We start from the raw sequence: 17,023 nt of genomic DNA, 5'->3' as shown, positions 1-17,023 counted from the left end.
GGCCGCCGTCGCCGCGGCCGGTTGCGGTCTATTCGCCCTGCGCCAGCAGACCTTCGTAGAGCCGCGCGAGGCGCTCCGAGCCGGCGGGCCGGAGATACTGCCGCTTGATCCAGGCTTCCCCCTGCACGGCGAGGCGATCGCGCATCGCCTCGTCGCCGAGGAGCGTTCGGATGGCGTCGGCATAGAGCTTCGGCTCAAACCGCTCGATCAGGCGTCCGTTGACGCCGTCGATCACTACCTCGTCCGTTCCGCGGATCTTTGAGGCGACGACAGGCAGGCCGCAATAGAGCGCCTCGATCGGCGCGATCGGCAGGCCCTCCCAGAGCGAGGGCTGGACATAGAGCCGCGCCGAGAGGAAGGCGCGTAGAACGTCGCGACGGGGCAGCGCGCCGGACAGCACGATCTGGTCGCGGGCCGGGCTCACGGCGACGCGCGCCCGCACCGCCGCCTCCAGTTCGCCGCCGCAGATCATGCGAAGGCGGATGCCGGTCGTGCGCAAGGCTTCCATGATCTCGATCATGAAGAACGGGTTCTTCTGCTGGTGGGCCCGTCCGGCGAAGACGAGGTCGAACCGCTCCTCCGTCGCCGTCAGGCCATCGAAATCGGCGGGGTCGATGCCGTTGGCGATGACGGTAGCCTTCGGATCCCTGCGGGGGAGGATCTCCTCGTTGGCCGCGCGGCTCTGGTCGCCGGCCGATACGAAGACGACCGCCGCGGCGCGCGCCGCGATCCGCCTCTCGGCCAGCCGGCTGAGCTGGCGGAGCGGGAACGGCTTCCGGACGTGGTGGAACCCATGCACCGTGTAGACGAGCGGGCCGATATGGCGCAGCGCCGGGAAGCAGAAAGGGAGTGCTGCGCGCGCGCCATGAGCGTGGACGATGTCGGGCCGGGTCGCCTCGACCGGCCGCGCCAGGCGGCGGGCGATGCGCGGGTCGAGCCGCGAGGTGAAGAAGTCGAGCCCATGCGTGCGGATGCCGGCCGCCTTCGCCTGCTCCATCACGGCGGAGCCGGGCGCCGTGACCAGCGCCACGTCCCATCGTCCCGTGGCGAGCAGGTCGCGGCAGAGGCCGAGCACGGCGGTTCCGCCACCGCCGGCGCTGCCGTCGGGCAGGATGTGCAGGATGCGGCGGCGCGGCGATCCTTCCGAGCGGGCGCTCCCATCCGTTTCCCGCGGCAGCGGCTCAGCCATGACGCGGCTCCATCGGGCTTGCCCTGTCGCGTCCCGCGAGGGCGGCTGCGCGGGCGGCGAGCAGCAGCGTGGAAGCCAGCACCATGGCGAGGCCGCCGCCTAGGAGCCCGAACCGGGGCAGCAGCAGCAGGCTGAACAGCAAGGCGGCCAGCGCCCCGCCAATATTGATCCAGGCCAGAGATCGGTCGAGTCCGCGGCTGTAGAGTCCGTAGTTGAGCGCGTCCGCCAGCAGCCGGATCACCGTCGAGGCGAGCATGAGCGCCAGCAGCCGCGCATCGATCGGCAGGGCAGTACGGGTCGCAGGCGGCAGGGCGTGAACGGCGACGGCATAGACGAGGATCGCAAGTGGCGCGCCGATTGCCGCGACGCGGACGGACAGATCGCGGAGCTCCCGACGCCACTTCCCTTCGCCGCCCGTGCGGTAGGCCGTGACCAGTACGGGCAGGGAGACCTGTATGGTCGCGGCCGTCACCAGCACGTGGATGGCGTTGGCGATCGCCCAGTGCAGCACGAAGATGCCGGTGGCGTGAAGATCGAGCCGCGAATGGACGACGTAGCGGTCGAGATAGGCCATGCCGGCGATGCCGAGATCATTCAGGTAGATCAGCCCGCTGCCGCGCAGCCGCGCCAGGATCCAAGCCGTGTCGACGCGATGACGGGAAATCGCCGCGAGCGGCCAGTCGCGGGCGACGGACAGCAGCGTGCCGAAATTCGCGACGAGCGCGAGCGTCCAGCAGAGCAGCACGAAATCGAGGCTGCGCAGCCCCGGGAAGGCGATGCCAAGCCCGGCCGCAGGCAGAACCCAGAGGCCCGAGCGGATGAAGAGCAGCCAGTTGGCGGCGAGCGGCCTTCCCAGGCTGATCAGGGCGAGATGAAGGTCGAAGGCGATCGTCTCGAGGAACAGGATCGCGGCGATCCAGGGCAGCGAATCCGGCACGGCGATCCCGCCTGCCACCATCAGCGCCGCGACGATGGCGCCGGCGGCCGTCAGGCTCGCGATGGTGAGGAGAGGGCGGTCGCGGACCAGCCGCCCGGCCTGGAGGGGCGGGCGGCCGACGATCTCGCGGCCGAGGAAATAGGTCACGCCCCAGCCGAGCACGACCGGCGCCAGCGCTGCCGCGCCCTGGATCAGCCCGAACTGGCCGACCGCGCCGATGCCGAGATAGCGCGCGAGATAGACGACCAGTCCGAGCCGCATCGCCAGCCCTGCCGCCCGCAGGGTCAGATTGGCGGCGGGAAGCAACAGCGGGTGACGACCGAGGGCGACGCTAGCCGACGGCATGGGAGTCGGCCGGTGATGGAGAGGACGCGGCTTCGGACCGCGCGGGAGACAGGGCAGGCTCCCAGCCGACCTGTCGTTCCAGCCGCTCGGCGATCCACGACCAGTCGAGGTCCGCCGCAAAGCGGAGGCCGGCTTCGGAATAGGCCGCCCACTGGCCAAGGATGGCCCGTGCGGCGTCTGCCAGGGCGGCCGGCGCCGGCTCGGCGACGAGGCCGCATCGGGCGGCGCGCACGATGTCGCTGGCGCCGTTGCCGGGATAGCCGGCGGTCAGTACCGGCAGGCCGCTGGCCATCGCCTCGGCGACGACGCGCGGAAAGCCCTCGCGCTGGCTGACGATGGCGAAAAGCTCGTGCTCCGCCAGGAGCTTCGCCTTGTCCTCGTCGCTGACGGGCCCGGCAAGGGCTATGTCGCCCCCCACCGGCGACGCCGCGATCACGGCTTTCAAGGACGCCAGCCCCGGCCCGTCGCCGGCGATGGTGAGGCGCCCGGCATAGCCCCCCTGCCTGAGTTGCTCGAAGGCGGAGACCAGAAGCGGCAGGTTCTTGTGCTCGACGATGCGGCCGAGCGAGAGGATCCCGCTGCGCATCCGGGCAGGCGCGGAGTGGTATTCCCCGAGCCGCAAGCCGCTCGTCAGGACGAGGAACGGCCGCTCCGATGTCGTTTCGATAGCCGTGGCGACGACGTCGCTGATCGCGGCGTTGTGGCCGGAGAGACGCGGGAGCCAGCGCTGTACGGTTGCATAGAAGCGCCCGTTGCGAACCTCGCACCAGTGCAGGACGGTCCTTCGTCGAAGCCGGCGTGGCAGTGTCACGGCATGCAGCAGCGGCCATTGGTTGAGCACGACGAGATCATAGTCGTCGTCCCGCAGCCGGCGTCGAGTCCAGAACGCGTAGCGGAAGATCGTCGGCCAGGCGCGCTTCATCCAGGCTCGCGGCGGCGAACGGTAGGCAGGGTCCGAAGGAAACCGGTGCACAGCAATGCCGTCGAGCGTCTCCTCGGCCGGCAATCCGGCCGCGTGGCCGATGCAGAACACCTCGACCCGATGGCCGCGGTCGGCAAGCGCGCGGCCGAGCCCTTCGAAGAAGAGCTCCTGCCCGCCGATGGAGGGCGGATAGAGTTCGGTCAGGAGCGCGATCCGCATCAGGTGGCTCCGCTCGCGGCTGCTGCCGGTCCGAACAGGCGCGGGCTGATGTCGGGATGGCGCCACAGATCCTGCACTGCGTCCTGCAGCGTGCGCCTGGGCCGCCAGCCGAAACGTTGTTGGATCCGGCCGATATCGGCGGCGAGGAAGGGCCGGTCGACGGCGCGGGCGCGGACCGGATCCGACACGATGTCGAAATCGAAACCGGCCGCCTGCCGCAGATGGTCGAGAATCTCGGCGACGGAATGCTGGCGCGAGGTGCCGAGATTGACCGGCACTGTCTCGCCCGGCGCGACATGGCCCGCCAGCGCCAGCGCCGCGAAGCCAGCGGCGGCATCCTCGACATGGATGTAGTCGCGCTTCGGCCAGATGTTGCCGAGCCGGACCTCGCGCCGTCCCGCCTTCAGCTGCAGCGTGATTTCCGGCAGCAGGTGCGGATTGGTTTCGCCCGAGCCGACGACGTTGAACAGGCGGGTGGCGATGCCGGCGAGTTCCCGGCTGCGGGCGAAATGCTGCAGATATTGCTCGGCCTGCAGCTTGGTCAGTCCGTAGACGTCGCTCGGCTCAAGGCTGGAAGCATCCTCGCGATGCGGCGCCTCGTCGGGCCTGTAGACCGCGCCGCTGCTCGCCAGCACGAAGCGGCAGCCTTTCGGCGCGGCGGCGAGGAGATTGACCGTGCCGGCGACATTGACCGTGACCGCCGTCAGCGGATCGCGCTCGCATTGCGGGATGAAATGGATCGCGGCGAGATGGAGGATCACCTCGGGCCGGAACGCCTCCATGACCCGCTGGACCTGGTCCTGGTCGCGGACATCGCCCTCGACCAATTCGATCCGTTCGAGCTCGGAGGCCGTGAACCGGTCGCGGCCGAAGCGGAGCGCGTCATAGACGAGGACATTGTGGCCGGCGGAGAGCAGGCGGACGAGAGGCCGTCCGACGAAGCCGGAACCGCCCGTGATCAGGATGCGACTGCGATGACCTGTCATTGCCATGGTCCCCCCGGCATCGCGTTCCCGGAGCGGACCTGTCCCGATCCGTCCCCAGGAAGCGATGCGAAACTGGCTTGCGGTCGTTCGTCTGGTCTGCGGCTGGTGTCCTCTGCCCCCTTATGGCGGATGCACCAGATGGATCGGCATGCAACAGAAGATGGCCCATGATGTCATGAAACAGACCCGGTTGTCGAATTGTGGTCGGCGTCACCTGCACGGTGTGGATGCATCGCCGGAAACGGGCGTGCCGGCTGAACCGAATATTAATCGGCAGACGCCTAGGCTCGCTTCTCGTCATCGCCGTTCCCCCGGGAGCGGGCGATAGTCCGTATCTTCATGCTGGAGGGCGCGGAGGCCGTTCGACGACCTTCTCGTCCCGCCGTGACTTGTGAATCGAGAGGAAGTCGGCGCGTTCATGGCTGACGGTCCCCGCACCCTCGGAACCGCCAACGGGGCTTCGCCAAGCGAAGCGGGGCCCTGGCCGCTGGCGCTTGCCGTGCTGGCGGCCTCGTTCCGTCGCGGGGTGTGGTGGATCCTGCTCGCCGGCGTCGTGTTCGGTTGCCTCGGCTTCGTCGCCAAGTCCTTCCTGCCGCAGCGCTATTCCGCCACGGCGCAGTTCCTGCTCGATCCGCGCGGATTGCCGGTGTTTCCGGGCGATGTCGCGACGGCACAGTTCGACGCCAACAGCCAGATCGGCGTCGTCGAGAGCCAGATGCGCGTCCTGACCTCGGAACGCGTGCTCTCGAAGATCCTGCGCGACGAGAGCCTGATGAGCGAGCTGTCGCCGGAGGAAGACGACGCGGAGGAGGGCGTGACGCCGACCGAGCCGATGCCGCTCCGGCCGAGCCTGGACTCGGATGGCGCCAATGCCGCCGCCCTCGCGGCGCTGCAGCGCTCGATCTCGGTGCAGCGCGCGGAGCGTAGCTTCGTCATCGACGTCACGGCCACGGCGCGCACGCCGGCCGCGGCGGCGCGTCTCGCCAACGCCGTGGTCAAGGCTTATGTCGAGGAGGATGCGGCGAACCGTTCCGCCGCCGCCCGTCGTCTGACCGAAGAACTGACGTCGCGCCTCGACGCCTTGCGCAAGCGGCTGAGCGACGCCGAGTTCAAGGCAAACGCCTTTCGGATCGACAACGGCCTGATCAGCACCGGCGACCGGCTGGTGGTGGAGCAGAAGCTCGCCGATGCCGTCAACGCGGTGAGCGCCGCGCAAATCCGCCTCGACCAGGCGACCGCGCGCGCGGCCCAACTCGATTCCTCCGGCGGCGAGCTTTCCATGCTCGGCGCCAACGACGACACGCGCTCGCTGACCCTGCTGATCGAGCGGCAGAACGCGGCGCAGGAGGATCTCGCCGCGCTCGCCGCTCGGCTTGGCGACCGTCATCCGGCACTGACGGAAGCGCGCGGTCGAGTGGAGGAGATCCGCCGGCGCATCCGTCTTGAGCTCGATCGCATCCGCCTCGCCGCCCGCGCCGATCTCGAGCGCGCCCGGACCACGCAGCAGGCCGTCGCCCGCTCCGTCGCCTCGCTCTCCGACGCCGTTGCCAAAACGCAGCAGGCGAAGATCGAGATGCGCACGCTGGAGCAGGAGGTCGAGACCAATCGCGCTCTGCTCGAATCCTTCAAGACTCGCGCCCTGCAGGCGAGTGAATTCGGCCAGATCGACCCCGGCGCGGTCCGCGTCGTTTCGGTCGCGCAGCCGCCGCCGACGAAGAAGTCGCTGGCCGGCCGGATCGTCTGGGGCGTTTTCGGCGCCGCCCTCGGCATGATGCTCGTCGCCGCCTGGATCACGCTCCGCGCGATGTGGCGGCTCGGCTCGATTTCGGCGGTGCTGCCGCGCATCGATGCCGCCCGGATTTCGTCCGGCCGGCCACGCGGGCCTTCCGACGAGATCGTGCTACCGTCCTGACCCGATGAACCCGCGCCCCCAAAATCCGAGAATGCGAGCCCGCGGATGAGCCAGGACAGATCCCGGGCCCCGCGCCTGCTGGGCTGGATCGGCTGGGCCGGCGCCGATGCGATCGGCCGGCTCGCCCTGCTGACGGGCAGCACCGTCATTCTCTCACGCATGCTGGAGCCGCGCGATTTCGGCGTCAGCGCGCTGGTGCTGACGATCGTCGCGGTGGCTTCCGTCTGCGTCGGCGCGCCGTTCGAGGAGGCGCTGGCACAGAGGCGCGCCTTGCGCCGCTCGCATCTCGGCGCCGCGCTCGCCGTCGCCTTCCTCGTGGCGCTCGGGCTGTTTCTTCTCTCCATCGCAGGCGGCTTCTGGCTCGGCCGGGCCTATGGCGAGCCGGAGATGCGCGTGCTGCTGCCGGTCGCGATGCTGTCGATCTTCTTCAGCGGCCATTCGGATATCGCGACGGCGCTGGCGCGGCGGCTGCATCGCTTCAACGATGTGGCTATCGCGACGCTCGGCGGCCACGCGATCGGCATCGCGCTTTCGCTGGCGATCGCCTTCGCCGGCGGTGGCATCTGGGCGCTGATCGCCCAGCGCCTGCTCGTCGTCGTCGCCCGCGCCATCCTGCTGCAATGGCGGCTCGGCTTCCTGATCCTGCCGCGCTGGTCGATCGAGCATCTCGGCCATATCGGCCGTTTCGCCCGGATCTCTTTCTTCGACCGGCTGGCCGACAACCTCACCTATCTCGCCTTCAACAATGTCGTCGGCGCGCTCTACGGCGTCACCGTGCTCGGCTATGTCAACATGGCGATGCGGCTGATCGAGCCGATCCGCGGCGCGATCGTCGCGACGTCGCACAACCTGGCCTTTTCCTATTTCGCCGGCGCCAGCTCCGATCCGCGCCGGCTGCGCGACCGGGTCGAGCCGGTCGTCGCCAATGCCGCCTTCGTCATCGCGCCGCTTTTCGTCGGCATGGCGGCGGTGACGCCGATCCTGCTGCCCATCGTCGCCGGGCCGGGCTGGGACGGGGCGATCGACATCGCGATCTTTCTCGCGGTCGGGGCCGCCATCCTGCTGCCGGCGCGGCTCGTCTATACGGCGCTTTCGGCCAGCGCGCGGCCGGAATTCAGCCTGATCGGTTCGCTGTCCGGCTTCGGCGCGACCCTGCTGCTCCTCGTCGTGGCCAGCCCGCTCGGGCCGGTCAGCGTCGGCCTGTCACGGCTCGTCGGCGATACGTTCCAGTCGGCGCTGGCGATCGGCCTGCCGGCGCGCAACCTCGCCTGGCCGCGGCGGGAGCGCTTCCGGGCGCTGCTGCCGGCCTGGGGGCTTTCCGGCGCGATGGGGGCGATCGTCGTCGGCGTGGGCTTCGCGCTGGATGGCGTCAATCGGCCGCTCGCGCTGGTTATTTCGGTCACGACCGGCGTTGTCTGCTATGCGGTGCTCCTGGCCGTCTTCGCCCGTCCGGCATTCCGGAACCTGCTGGCGATCGTCCGGCCATCCGCCCGCATCGCCCCCAGCGTGGAGTCCTGATCCGATGACCGTCTTCCCCGATACGCGCCGTTCCGCCCTCGTGACCGGGGCGACGGGCTTCATCGGGGCGGCGGTCACGGCCCATATGGCGGCGGGCGGCTACACCGTCCGCGCCGGCACCCGGCGGTCGCCCTCCAGCGCGGTCTCGCCGGAAGGCATCGTGCCGACGCCCTGCGATCTCGACGATCTCGCGCAGACGCGCGGCGCCGTGGCGGATGTCGAACTCGTAGTGCACGCCGCCTATGGCGACGAGGCGGCGATGGTGGCGCAATGCCGGACGCTGCTTCAGGCGATGACTGAGGCGAACGTGCCGGCGCTCGTCTATTTCAGCTCGATCGCTGTCTATGGCGACCGCACCGGCGTGATCGATGAATCCATGTCGGCGACCGGTTCGCTCGGCGCCTATGCCCGCGCGAAGATCGAATGCGAGGCGCTGGTGGCCGCCTGGGCGCGTGATCCGGGCGATCCGCGGCGGCGTGTGCTGATCTTGCGGCCCGGCATCGTCTACGGCACCGGCAGCCGCTTCTGGACCGACAAGCTGGCGGAGCGGATCGTCGCCGGCGCCTGGGGCAATTTCGGCCGCGCCGGCGATGGCCCCGCGCCGCTCGTGCATGTCGACGATATCGGCGCGCTGGTGGCCGAGGCCGGGCACGCGCTGCTGGCCGGCGCCGCCATCGGCTGGCCGTCCATCTTGGTGCTGACCGTCGTCGGCCCGGAAACCCCGTCCTGGAATGACTATTTCGAAGCCTTGGCGCAGCGGATCGGCGCGCCCAGGTTGCCGTTGCTCGGCGGCATGCGGCTGGGGCTGCGGCAGTTGACGGCGGTGGCGGCGAAGATCGGCCGTCGCGTCGGGCTGGCGGGATCGAAGCGGGCGGCCTTGGCGCCGACCCGCGCCGAGATGGCGATTTTCGGTCGCGACGCCGTCTACAGCACGCGGGCTGCGACGGATCTCGGCCTTGCGTCCCGCATCGGTCTCGACGAGGGCCTGGCGCGGACGGTGTTTCCTCAGGCGAAGCTGTAGCGACGCGCCGATCGGGCCGGCAGGAGCACCTGCAAGCCGCCGTCGACGTGGATCGGGATTTCGGTCAAGGCCGTTGTGCCAGGGTTGGCCGCATCGAAGCCGTGGACAGACAGGCAATCCGGCTCTTCCCGCGCTTCGAAGCGCAGATCCACCGTGGCCATGGCCTCCGACTTGTTGATGACGATCAGCTGCAGCCCCGGCTGGCCGGTCTCGAAGGTCGAGGCGTAGGCGACGACATCCGGCGTGCCTTCGACGGTCAGGCCGTGCGATCGGTCGCCAAAGCGCCGGCCGGTCGCATCCGTCGTCCGGAACAGCCGATAGGCGTCGCCGAGCGTCCCGTCGAGGCTGCCCCAATGCGTGGCGAACGAGACGCCCTGCTGGCCGAAGCGGCCGAGCACGTCGGCGAGCGCCAACCCGGAGGCGATTTGCCCGGCGCCGCCATAGTTGAACTCGGTCACGGCAAGGTCGGTGCCGGGAAAGACGTGATCGGCGATGCGCCGGAGGCTCGGCAGCAGCGGCAGGCCGACTTCGCGATCGCTGCCGCCATCGGCCAGCGCCCGCACCACCCAGCTATCCTCGCGAAAGCCGGCTTCGGTCAGCGAGCGCGGCGCCTGCAGCAGCGCCTCGGCGAGCGCCGGGTCCTCGCTGCGGAACAGGTCGCCGCGGTTGCTGTAGGGATACCAGTGGACGTCGAGCGCATCGAGCAGGCGGATACCGTCCTGTTCGGACGCCGTGCGGAAGGCATCGAGATAGGCGGCGAGGAAGCTGCCATGCTGGCGGTAGTCGTTCCAGTCGGGCGCGTCCTGGAACGAGACCATCTCGGACGCGCCCCAGCTGACGGGGCCGAACACGCGGGCCGCCGGGTCGGCCCGCTTGATCGCGCGCGCCGCCGCCAGCGAGCGCTCGAGAAAGGCGCGGATGGTCGGCTTGGCGGTGACGACGCGCGGATGCGTCTCCGCCCAGAGGCCGGGTTCGTTGTCGAGCGCATAGGCATGGATGCCGCGCTCGCTGTCGGCGCCACCATAGCGCGCCACCAAGCGGGCGAGGAGCTGCGGGATGTCGGCGACGGCGGGCACGACGGGATCGCCGGCCTTGGCGCCGGGGTCCCAGCGCGTCGGCACGAAACGGGGCGATGGGGCGCTCGCCTCCGGCGGTACGGGACCGTCGAAATCGGCGGCGACATAGCCGGCGAGCGGCACGGTGACGAGGCTCTTCGCGCCCATGGCGAGCGAGGTCTCGTGCATCGTCTCGATCAGCCGGGCCGGCTTGCCCCATTGCGGCCGGTCGATGCCAAGCGCGTCGAGCAGGAACGGGCCGTTGGCCTGATGGTAGTCCTTGCCGGAATTCGCCGCGTTGTTGACCCAGTTATAGGTCGTCATGAGATTGCCGCCGAGCCGGCGCGCGGTGACGCCGGCGGCCCGGTCGAGCTGGGCGGAGGGCTCACCGCCATCCATGGTGCCGATTTCGTTGGAGCCGTAGATCAACGGGCTGATCGGCGTGCCCGTCCCGCCATCGGCGATCCGCACCATCCAGCGACCGCCGGACTGGGCTCGTGCCGGCAAAGCACCGATGAACCCCGCCGCGAGGCTGCCGGCGAGCACGGAGCGCCGCGTCGGCCCCGCCCGACGGCGAGCGCTCACGAGACCAGGCCCGATCCGTAGAGGGCAGGGCGGAAGCGCTGCATCCACAGCACCTTGCCGAGACCGCCGCGCACCTTGACCCGTGCCTTTTCAGACCGAACCTTGTCGAACGGCGCTGTGACGACCGCGGCGATGCCGTGCAGGACGATCTGCGCCATGCCGGCGCACATCCAGAAGGCGATGCGGCTCCATTCGGCCGGCTGCGCCTTGTGATGCGTCAACACGCGGATCTGGCCGCTCAGGAACTTGCGCTTGCGGACATAGGCCCAGTTCAGCCGGCGTTCCGGCACCCACTCCGTGACATCAGCCTTCTCCGACCAGGCAAAGCGCTTGCCCTCGTCGACGAGGCGCTTCAGCAGCAGCGTGTCCTCGCCGCCGGTCTCGTTCAGACTGGTGTCGAACGGGCCGCCATCGCCCTGCAGGCAGCTCTCGCGATCGAACATCGAATTGTTGGTGCCGAGATAGGGAGCGAGATCGGTGACGTCCTCGCCATCCGTTCGATCGAACTGGCGCGAGAAATAGGGCGCGAGCGGGCCGATCTTGCGGCCACCCTCGGCCTTCGCCGTGACCGGACCGAACACGGCGCTGGCGCCGCTGCGACGCGCCGTCTCGACGTGCCGGCTCAGCCAGGTCTCGGATGCCTGTTCGTCATCGTCGAGGAAGGCGACCCAGCGCCCCTGCGCGGCGGTGACCCCGGCATTGCGTGCATTGGCGACGCCGGGCACGGGCATGGAAATATAGCGCACCGGCCAGTTGGCGCCGGGCGCGATCGTTTCGACCAGGGCGCCGGCATTGCCGTCGGCGGAATTGTCGACCACCAGAATCTCGATATCGAGATCGGCGAGGTCCGTCTGCGCGAGTGCGCTGGCGACGGCGCGCTGCAGCGCCTTCGGCCGGTTCAAGGTGGGAATGACGATGGAAACGCTGCCCACCCGGAAACTTTCTCGCGCTGGATGAAAAAGACGTCCGGCAGGCGGGAACGCATGCCGTAGGACGATCTTTACTGTTGGTCACTGATCCTACGAAACTATGATAGCAAGGCAAGCGGATGGTCACGGCATTCCAACTTGCCGCACCGTCCGTCGGGGCGGCGCGGCAGGGATAGGATGCGTGCCCGCGACCGAACTTCGCAGCCGGGAAATATGCGCATGAGCGATGCTCCGATGCCGGTCGGCCGGCCCGCATCGACGGATGTGGGCGTCGTCGCCGTCTCAATCGCCGGCTGGCTGCATGGCGTGTTGCTGGCGGGCTTCATGCTCTACACCTTCGTCGGCACGCGCCCCTTCGCGGACGCCTCCGTGGCCGAGCGAGTCGAGGGCAGCCCGCTTGATCGCCTCGCCGTCTTCGGCCTCTTCCTGCTCGCGCTCGTCACCCTCGTCGTGCATCACCGGGCGACGTTATCGCTGTTCGTCCGCAACCTGCCGCTGGTCGCGTTCACCGGCTTCTGCTTCGCCAGCATGCTGTGGTCGGACTATCCGGGGCTGACTTTGCGGCGGGCGCTGCTGCTCGTTTTCCTGACCACGATCGCGGCCGGGATTGCGGCGAGCCTCCAGGATCTTCGCCGTTTTCACAGCTGGTGGTTCATCGGCCTGACCGGCGTCATGCTGCTCAACCTGATCGGTACGGCGCTCTGGCCCGGCGTCGCGATCACCGATATCGGCGTGCGCGGCCTCTACACGCAGAAGAACGTCGCCGGCCTGGTGGCGATGATCACCGTCATCTGCGGCGTGACCTGGATGCTGGGCGTGACCCGTTCCCGCTCCGTCGGTCTCGGCCTCCTGATGCTGCTGCCGGCGCTGCTTTTCCTCGTCATCACGAAGTCCAAGACGTCGATCGGCCTCACCGGCGTCGCGGTGATGGCGATCGCCGTGTTCGCCTGCGCCGAGTGGCTGGGCGCGCGCTTCGTGCTGCTGATGATTGCGCTGGGGTTCCTTGTCGTCACCGCGCTGCTCGGCCTGTTCGCCGTCTATGACTTCGATGTCGACGCGCTGCTGACCGCGACATTGGGCGACGCCTCCTTCACCGGCCGCGACGAACTCTGGGCCTTCGCGCTGCGCTCGGCGCAGGAGCGCTTCTGGCTCGGCCATGGCTATGGCGCGTTCTGGGATGTCGGCCTCGCCGCAGATCCGCTGCAGCGGCTGGAGCCCGGCACCTGGCTCGGTGACGTCGAGATCGGCACGATCAACCAGGCGCATAACGGCTATCTGGAGCTTTGGCTGCATGTCGGCCTGCCGGCGACGATCGCCGCAGCGCTGATCGTGGCGGCGGGTGTGGTGTCGGGCATGGCGCAGGCGATCGCCGGCCCGTTGTCACGATCCTCCCGCGCCGCCATCGGCTTCCTGACGATGCTGCTGCTGCTCTATCTGCTGCACAACCTGACCGAGGCGACGCTGTTCATGCGCGGTTCGGTGTTCTCGAACATCGCCGTGCTCTGCCTGTTCGTACTGTCGCGCGGCCGCGATTTCGCAGTCCGCAGTGGCCGCGCCTAGCGGGTTGGACTAGAGCGTTTTCAAGCGAAGTGGATACCGGTTCGCGTGAAGAAAACGCGACCCCACAAAGAGTCGGGCGCAAACGGGCAGGGGCGACGGGTTTGGACAGGACGAGGACGAGCGAGGCGGAGGCGATCGATCTCTCGATCATCATCTGCACCTATCGGCGCGAGGAGCTTCTCGGCAAGGCCCTGGCGAGCATCCGTGCGCAGGCCGTGCCGGCCGGGACCACGCTCACCGTCGTGGTCGCCGACAACAGCGATGACGGATCGGCGGAGTCGGTGGTGGCGGCGGCCGATGCGGCGAGCCCGTTCGAGGTCCGCTATGTCGAGGCCCATCCCGCCAACATCTCGGTCGCGCGCAATGCCGGCATCCGTGCCACCACCTCGCCGGTCATCGCCTTCATCGATGACGACGAGGAACTGGCGCCGGGCTGGCTGGAGGGAGTTGTCGCCGGGCTGCGGCAGCATCCGCACGACGTGTTCTTCGGCGGCGTCGATCCGCTGTTCGAGGCGCCTGAACGCGTCACCCCCGCGATCCACACGCTGTTCTCGCGCCAGATCGAGGCGCCGTCCGGCCAGGATGTCGTGGCTCTCGGCAGGCGCAGCGAGCGCGTCATCACGGTCGCGACCTGCAACTCGATCTTCCGCCGCGCCACGACGCTTTCCGATGCCGAGCCATTCAATCCGCGCTTCGGCCATGCCGGCGGCGAGGATCTCGATCTCTTCTGCCGGCTGCAGGCGCGCGGGCGCCGCTTCGGCTGGCTGCCGGCGGCGCGGGTGTCGGAATTCGTGCCGGCCTCGCGCTGCGATCCCGGCTATCTCCGCCGCCGCTTCTTCGCCGGCGGGCAGGTCTATGCCGAAGCGGTCGCCGGCAACAGCACGTCGCCGGTCGCAACCCGCTGGTGGCTGCGGGCGAAGGCGCTGGTGCAACTGGGGCTGCTGGCCTTGCGCTATCCGCTCCTTCGCCGAAAGGGACCGGCGGCCGAGGCCGATTTCCGCTATCGCTGGGCCGGCGTGCTCGGCAAGCTGTCGCTCGGCAGCCTCTATCCCGTCTACCGCGAGACCGATGCAGGCAAGCGGTCGACGGCTTCCTGATCCTGCTCGGCGGCCAGCGCGGCGACCTGGTCGAAGATCGCCTGTCGCTTGGTCATCGACGTGTCGATGGTCGACTGGATCAGGCAGGTGACGTGCTCGGGTCGCAGCGAGCGGATGAAGGATTCCTCGTCCTCGGCGCCGGCGAATTCGTCACCCCAGCGCGAGTGGCAGAGCGTGAAGGCTTCCGGCATCAGCCCGGCCGCGTCGAGCCCGACCACCTTGTCAGCATAGACGCCATAGAGGACATATTCGGCGAAATGCGGCGTGCGGGCGAGGACGATGCGCCAGTCGCGCCCAGCGATCTGTTCGATCCGCTCGATCATGCCGCGAATGACGGAGCGCCGCCAGACGACGAAGGGGTTGATGTATTCGGCGCCGTAATAGCGGCTGGCGGGCAGGCCGAGCAGCTTTCCCGCCGTCTCCTGCCAGACGCGATGCGTTTCGAGATCGACCATGTCCGGATTGCGATAGATCCGCACCCTGCCGTCGCGGGCGAGGTGCTCGAGCTTCAGCGGCCGGATGAAGACGTTGTCGCTGTCGATATGGGCGACGATCTCGGCCGAGGCATTGGCGGTCGCGGCGATCTTCATGATCTGCTGCGCGATCCAGCCGCGCACCAGCGGGCTGTAGGGCGTCACATACATGTTGCGGCGGGGGAGGCGCAGCCGCCGCCGCCATTCCGGTCCGGGAAGCGGCAGCTTGCGGAACCAGCGCGGCAGCAGGTCTTCCTGCGCCGCGACGGTGCGGCGATCCGAGGCCAGGTCGATGAAAAGGGGCAGGTCGGCGCGCGGCACGTAGAGGCTGTGCGGGATCGAGGCCGGCACGAAGCGGTCGATGCTCTCGCACAGCATCCGGCAGACGTCGAGATCGCCACGGAACGAGCAGGTGATCAGATTGGCTTCGGCGGCGAGACCGGTCATCGGGCCCACTCCATCGGCTCGATCGGCGCGAAGCGCGATTGCACGCGGGCAGGGCGGTCGAAGCGCTCGGGATATTGCAGCATCTCGGTCACCTCGGTGATGTGCACGGCGAAGTCTTCATCAAGCCGCGACGGACGACCGTCACGGATCGCCGCCGCGAGCTCCGCCGGCCCGCGCAGGAAATCCATCGTCGGCTTGCCGCGACCGCCCTTGAACGGCACCTTGCGCGCCATCGGCAGGCGCTTGCCGAGGCCGCCGCCGAGACGCCGCTCGATCAGCCGCGCGATTCGGCCTTCCCCGGGCCGGCGCAGGATCACCGGCGAGGCATAGTCCCAGGGCTCCCTGATCTCCAGCGTGCCCGTCTCGCCGATGATCCGCATGCGGTGGTCATAGGGCGCGACGATCGAATTGGTAAGCCGCGCGACGACGCCGTTTTCATATTCGATGCAGCCGACGGAGAAGTCGGGCGCCGGATGGGCGAGCGGCGGCGTGGTCTGCTTGTCGGGCACCAGCAGCGCCGCGAAGGAAGTCACGCGCGTCGCCGCGCCGAACATGGCGCCGAAGATCGTCAACGCGTAGCCGGCATGCTCATAGGTGCAGCCGGTCTCGAATTCGCCGCGACCCGGCCAGGGCTTGCCGCTGCGGCTCAGCCAGTCGCCATAATGGGTGCGGTGGATCATGCCGTCGTCGAGCTCGGCATAGGCGAGCAGCGCCTTGCCGATCGCCCCGGCGCGGACCGCCGCCCAGGCCGTCTGCAGGCTTTCGCCGAGCAGGTTGCAGGGCGCGGAGGCGAGCCGGACGCCGGCCGCCCGCGCGCGGTCGCGCAGCGCCGATGCCTCGGTCGCGGTCATCGCCAGCGGCTTTTCCGAATAGACGTGCTTGCCGGCGGCAATCGCCGCCTCGGTGACGGCGGCGTGGCTCTCCGGGTCGGTCAGGTTCAGCACGATCGAGCAGGCAGGGTCGGCCAGCACCGCGTCGAGCGAGGCATAGGCATGGTCGCCCCAAGTCGCCTTGTAGGCGGCAAGGCGCTGTGCATCGCGGTCATAGGCGCCGGTCAGGCGCAGCGTGCCGTCATGCAGCGACAGGCATTGCCGGTAGGAATCGGCGACATAGCCGCAGCCGATGATCGCGATTCCCGTCGTCTGCCCTGCCGTCATGCGTCTTTCCCCGTCCCCCGGGCCTGCCCCGATCGTCGGCGCGGCGCTGTCCAGACCGTGTTTCTAGACGGCGCCGCTTTCCGGCTGGTTACCCCGAGACGGTTCAGCCCAGCAGGCTGGCGAGATAGCGCGCGACGAGGCGCTCGACGCCGGCCTGGTCGTCGGCGTCGAAGCGGCCGGCGCGCGGGCTGTCGAGATCGAGCACGCCCAGCACCTTCCCGTCGCGGATCAGCGGCACCACCAGTTCCGATTGCGAGGCCGCGTCGCAGGCGATGTGGCCGGGAAACGCATGCACGTCCGGCACCAGGACTGTCTCGCGCTTCGCCACGGCCGTGCCGCAGACGCCCTTGCCGATCGGGATGCGGACGCAGGCGGGCTTGCCCTGGAACGGACCGACGACGAGGACGTCCGTCCCTTCGGGAAGGAAATAGAACCCGGCCCAGTTCAGCTCCGGCATCGCCAGGTAGAGCAGCGCCGACATGTTGGCGGCGTTGGCGATCGGGTCATGCTCGCCTTCGAACAGCGAAGCCAGCTGCTGGTCGAGGTCGCGGTAGAAGCCGGGCTTGTCGGCAGGGTCGACGGTGGGTGTCAGGTCGAACATCGGTATCTCGCGCAGTTTTGCCGGGTCGCATTGCCAAAGGCGGTCGCCGGCCTCCGACACTGGCTATAGG

The 17,023-nt window shown here is 69.1% G+C and carries 14 protein-coding genes; 5 read left to right on the top strand and 9 right to left on the bottom strand.

Features of this window, described 5'->3' with window-relative positions; translation table 11 throughout:
* Positions 1-28 precede the first annotated feature (28 nt).
* Genes WFK98_RS25135 through WFK98_RS25120 form a run of 4 tightly spaced genes read right to left on the bottom strand, consistent with a single transcriptional unit; the run spans position 29 to position 4,604 of the window.
* A complete protein-coding gene (locus WFK98_RS25135) occupies positions 29-1,189 on the bottom strand; it encodes a glycosyltransferase family 4 protein (RefSeq protein WP_336802219.1) in 1,161 nt (386 codons plus the stop codon).
* On the bottom strand, positions 1,182-2,471 hold the full coding sequence (locus tag WFK98_RS25130; protein WP_336802218.1) for a lipopolysaccharide biosynthesis protein: 1,290 nt from the start codon (positions 2,469-2,471) through the stop codon (positions 1,182-1,184). The genes WFK98_RS25135 and WFK98_RS25130 overlap by 8 nt, the downstream gene beginning before the upstream one ends.
* Positions 2,458-3,612: a glycosyltransferase family 4 protein gene (locus WFK98_RS25125; protein ID WP_336802217.1), complete on the bottom strand. Its 1,155-nt coding sequence runs from the start codon at positions 3,610-3,612 to the stop codon at positions 2,458-2,460. The genes WFK98_RS25130 and WFK98_RS25125 overlap by 14 nt, the downstream gene beginning before the upstream one ends.
* Positions 3,612-4,604: an NAD-dependent epimerase/dehydratase family protein gene (locus WFK98_RS25120; protein ID WP_336802216.1), complete on the bottom strand. Its 993-nt coding sequence runs from the start codon at positions 4,602-4,604 to the stop codon at positions 3,612-3,614. The genes WFK98_RS25125 and WFK98_RS25120 overlap by 1 nt, the downstream gene beginning before the upstream one ends.
* A gap of 412 nt (positions 4,605-5,016) precedes the next feature.
* On the opposite strand from WFK98_RS25120, the gene WFK98_RS25115 reads away from it, so the two are divergent.
* The 3 genes from WFK98_RS25115 to WFK98_RS25105 are packed head-to-tail and all read left to right on the top strand — an operon-like array spanning position 5,017 to position 9,049.
* Positions 5,017-6,510 (top strand): GumC family protein, encoded by a 1,494-nt coding sequence (locus tag WFK98_RS25115; protein WP_336802215.1) that lies wholly within the window; start codon positions 5,017-5,019, stop codon positions 6,508-6,510.
* A 45-nt stretch (positions 6,511-6,555) separates the two neighbouring features.
* Positions 6,556-8,028 (top strand): oligosaccharide flippase family protein, encoded by a 1,473-nt coding sequence (locus WFK98_RS25110; RefSeq protein WP_336802214.1) that lies wholly within the window; start codon positions 6,556-6,558, stop codon positions 8,026-8,028.
* Positions 8,029-8,032: 4 nt separating this feature from the next.
* Entirely contained in the window at positions 8,033-9,049 is a 1,017-nt protein-coding gene (locus WFK98_RS25105) for an NAD-dependent epimerase/dehydratase family protein (protein ID WP_336802213.1), read from the top strand.
* Here the strand turns inward: WFK98_RS25105 and WFK98_RS25100 are convergent.
* Both WFK98_RS25100 and WFK98_RS25095 read right to left on the bottom strand, forming a co-directional pair.
* The gene (locus tag WFK98_RS25100) at positions 9,034-10,689 is read right to left on the bottom strand and encodes a glycoside hydrolase family 44 protein (protein WP_336802212.1); all 1,656 of its coding nucleotides are present in this window, start codon (positions 10,687-10,689) and stop codon (positions 9,034-9,036) included. The two genes, WFK98_RS25105 and WFK98_RS25100, sit on opposite strands and share 16 nt — an antisense overlap.
* Complete coding sequence (locus tag WFK98_RS25095; protein ID WP_336802211.1) at positions 10,686-11,621, bottom strand: glycosyltransferase family 2 protein; 936 nt, start codon at positions 11,619-11,621, stop codon at positions 10,686-10,688. Before WFK98_RS25095 ends, WFK98_RS25100 begins: the two co-directional genes overlap by 4 nt.
* A 216-nt stretch (positions 11,622-11,837) precedes the next feature.
* Between WFK98_RS25095 and WFK98_RS25090 the strand changes: the two genes are divergently transcribed.
* Positions 11,838-13,178, top strand: a complete 1,341-nt coding sequence (locus WFK98_RS25090; protein ID WP_336802210.1) for an O-antigen ligase family protein — start codon at positions 11,838-11,840, stop codon at positions 13,176-13,178.
* Positions 13,179-13,279: 101 nt separating this feature from the next.
* A complete protein-coding gene (locus tag WFK98_RS25085) occupies positions 13,280-14,275 on the top strand; it encodes a glycosyltransferase family 2 protein (protein WP_336802209.1) in 996 nt (331 codons plus the stop codon).
* Here the strand turns inward: WFK98_RS25085 and WFK98_RS25080 are convergent.
* The 3 genes from WFK98_RS25080 to WFK98_RS25070 form a co-directional block, all read right to left on the bottom strand.
* Complete coding sequence (locus WFK98_RS25080) at positions 14,233-15,195, bottom strand: DUF6492 family protein (protein ID WP_336802208.1); 963 nt, start codon at positions 15,193-15,195, stop codon at positions 14,233-14,235. The genes WFK98_RS25085 and WFK98_RS25080 overlap by 43 nt on opposite strands.
* Positions 15,192-16,352 carry a Gfo/Idh/MocA family protein gene (locus tag WFK98_RS25075; RefSeq protein WP_336802207.1) on the bottom strand — a complete coding sequence of 387 codons (1,161 nt, stop codon included), beginning with the start codon at positions 16,350-16,352 and terminating at the stop codon, positions 15,192-15,194. Before WFK98_RS25075 ends, WFK98_RS25080 begins: the two co-directional genes overlap by 4 nt.
* Positions 16,353-16,455: 103 nt before the next feature.
* Complete coding sequence (locus WFK98_RS25070; protein WP_336802206.1) at positions 16,456-16,953, bottom strand: GAF domain-containing protein; 498 nt, start codon at positions 16,951-16,953, stop codon at positions 16,456-16,458.
* Positions 16,954-17,023: the final 70 nt, after the last annotated feature.

Source organism: Kaistia sp. MMO-174 (assembly GCF_037147815.1).
Lineage (GTDB): Bacteria > Pseudomonadota > Alphaproteobacteria > Rhizobiales > Kaistiaceae > Kaistia > Kaistia nematophila.
The sequence above is the reverse complement of the archived record's forward strand: the minus strand, read 5'-3'. Positions and strand labels throughout refer to the sequence as shown.

Excerpts from the sequence above, each read along its gene's own strand:
- WFK98_RS25075 (WP_336802207.1), bottom strand. The coding sequence starts at position 16,352 with ATGACGGCAGGGCAGACGACGGGAATCGCGATCATCGGCTGCGGCTAT.
- WFK98_RS25120 (WP_336802216.1), bottom strand. The coding sequence starts at position 4,604 with ATGGCAATGACAGGTCATCGCAGTCGCATCCTGATCACGGGCGGTTCC.
- WFK98_RS25110 (WP_336802214.1), top strand. The coding sequence starts at position 6,556 with ATGAGCCAGGACAGATCCCGGGCCCCGCGCCTGCTGGGCTGGATCGGC.
- WFK98_RS25130 (WP_336802218.1), bottom strand. The coding sequence starts at position 2,471 with ATGCCGTCGGCTAGCGTCGCCCTCGGTCGTCACCCGCTGTTGCTTCCC.
- WFK98_RS25080 (WP_336802208.1), bottom strand. The coding sequence starts at position 15,195 with ATGACCGGTCTCGCCGCCGAAGCCAATCTGATCACCTGCTCGTTCCGT.
- WFK98_RS25070 (WP_336802206.1), bottom strand. The coding sequence starts at position 16,953 with ATGTTCGACCTGACACCCACCGTCGACCCTGCCGACAAGCCCGGCTTC.
- WFK98_RS25125 (WP_336802217.1), bottom strand. The coding sequence starts at position 3,612 with ATGCGGATCGCGCTCCTGACCGAACTCTATCCGCCCTCCATCGGCGGG.
- WFK98_RS25115 (WP_336802215.1), top strand. The coding sequence starts at position 5,017 with ATGGCTGACGGTCCCCGCACCCTCGGAACCGCCAACGGGGCTTCGCCA.
- WFK98_RS25135 (WP_336802219.1), bottom strand. The coding sequence starts at position 1,189 with ATGGCTGAGCCGCTGCCGCGGGAAACGGATGGGAGCGCCCGCTCGGAA.
- WFK98_RS25105 (WP_336802213.1), top strand. The coding sequence starts at position 8,033 with ATGACCGTCTTCCCCGATACGCGCCGTTCCGCCCTCGTGACCGGGGCG.
- WFK98_RS25090 (WP_336802210.1), top strand. The coding sequence starts at position 11,838 with ATGAGCGATGCTCCGATGCCGGTCGGCCGGCCCGCATCGACGGATGTG.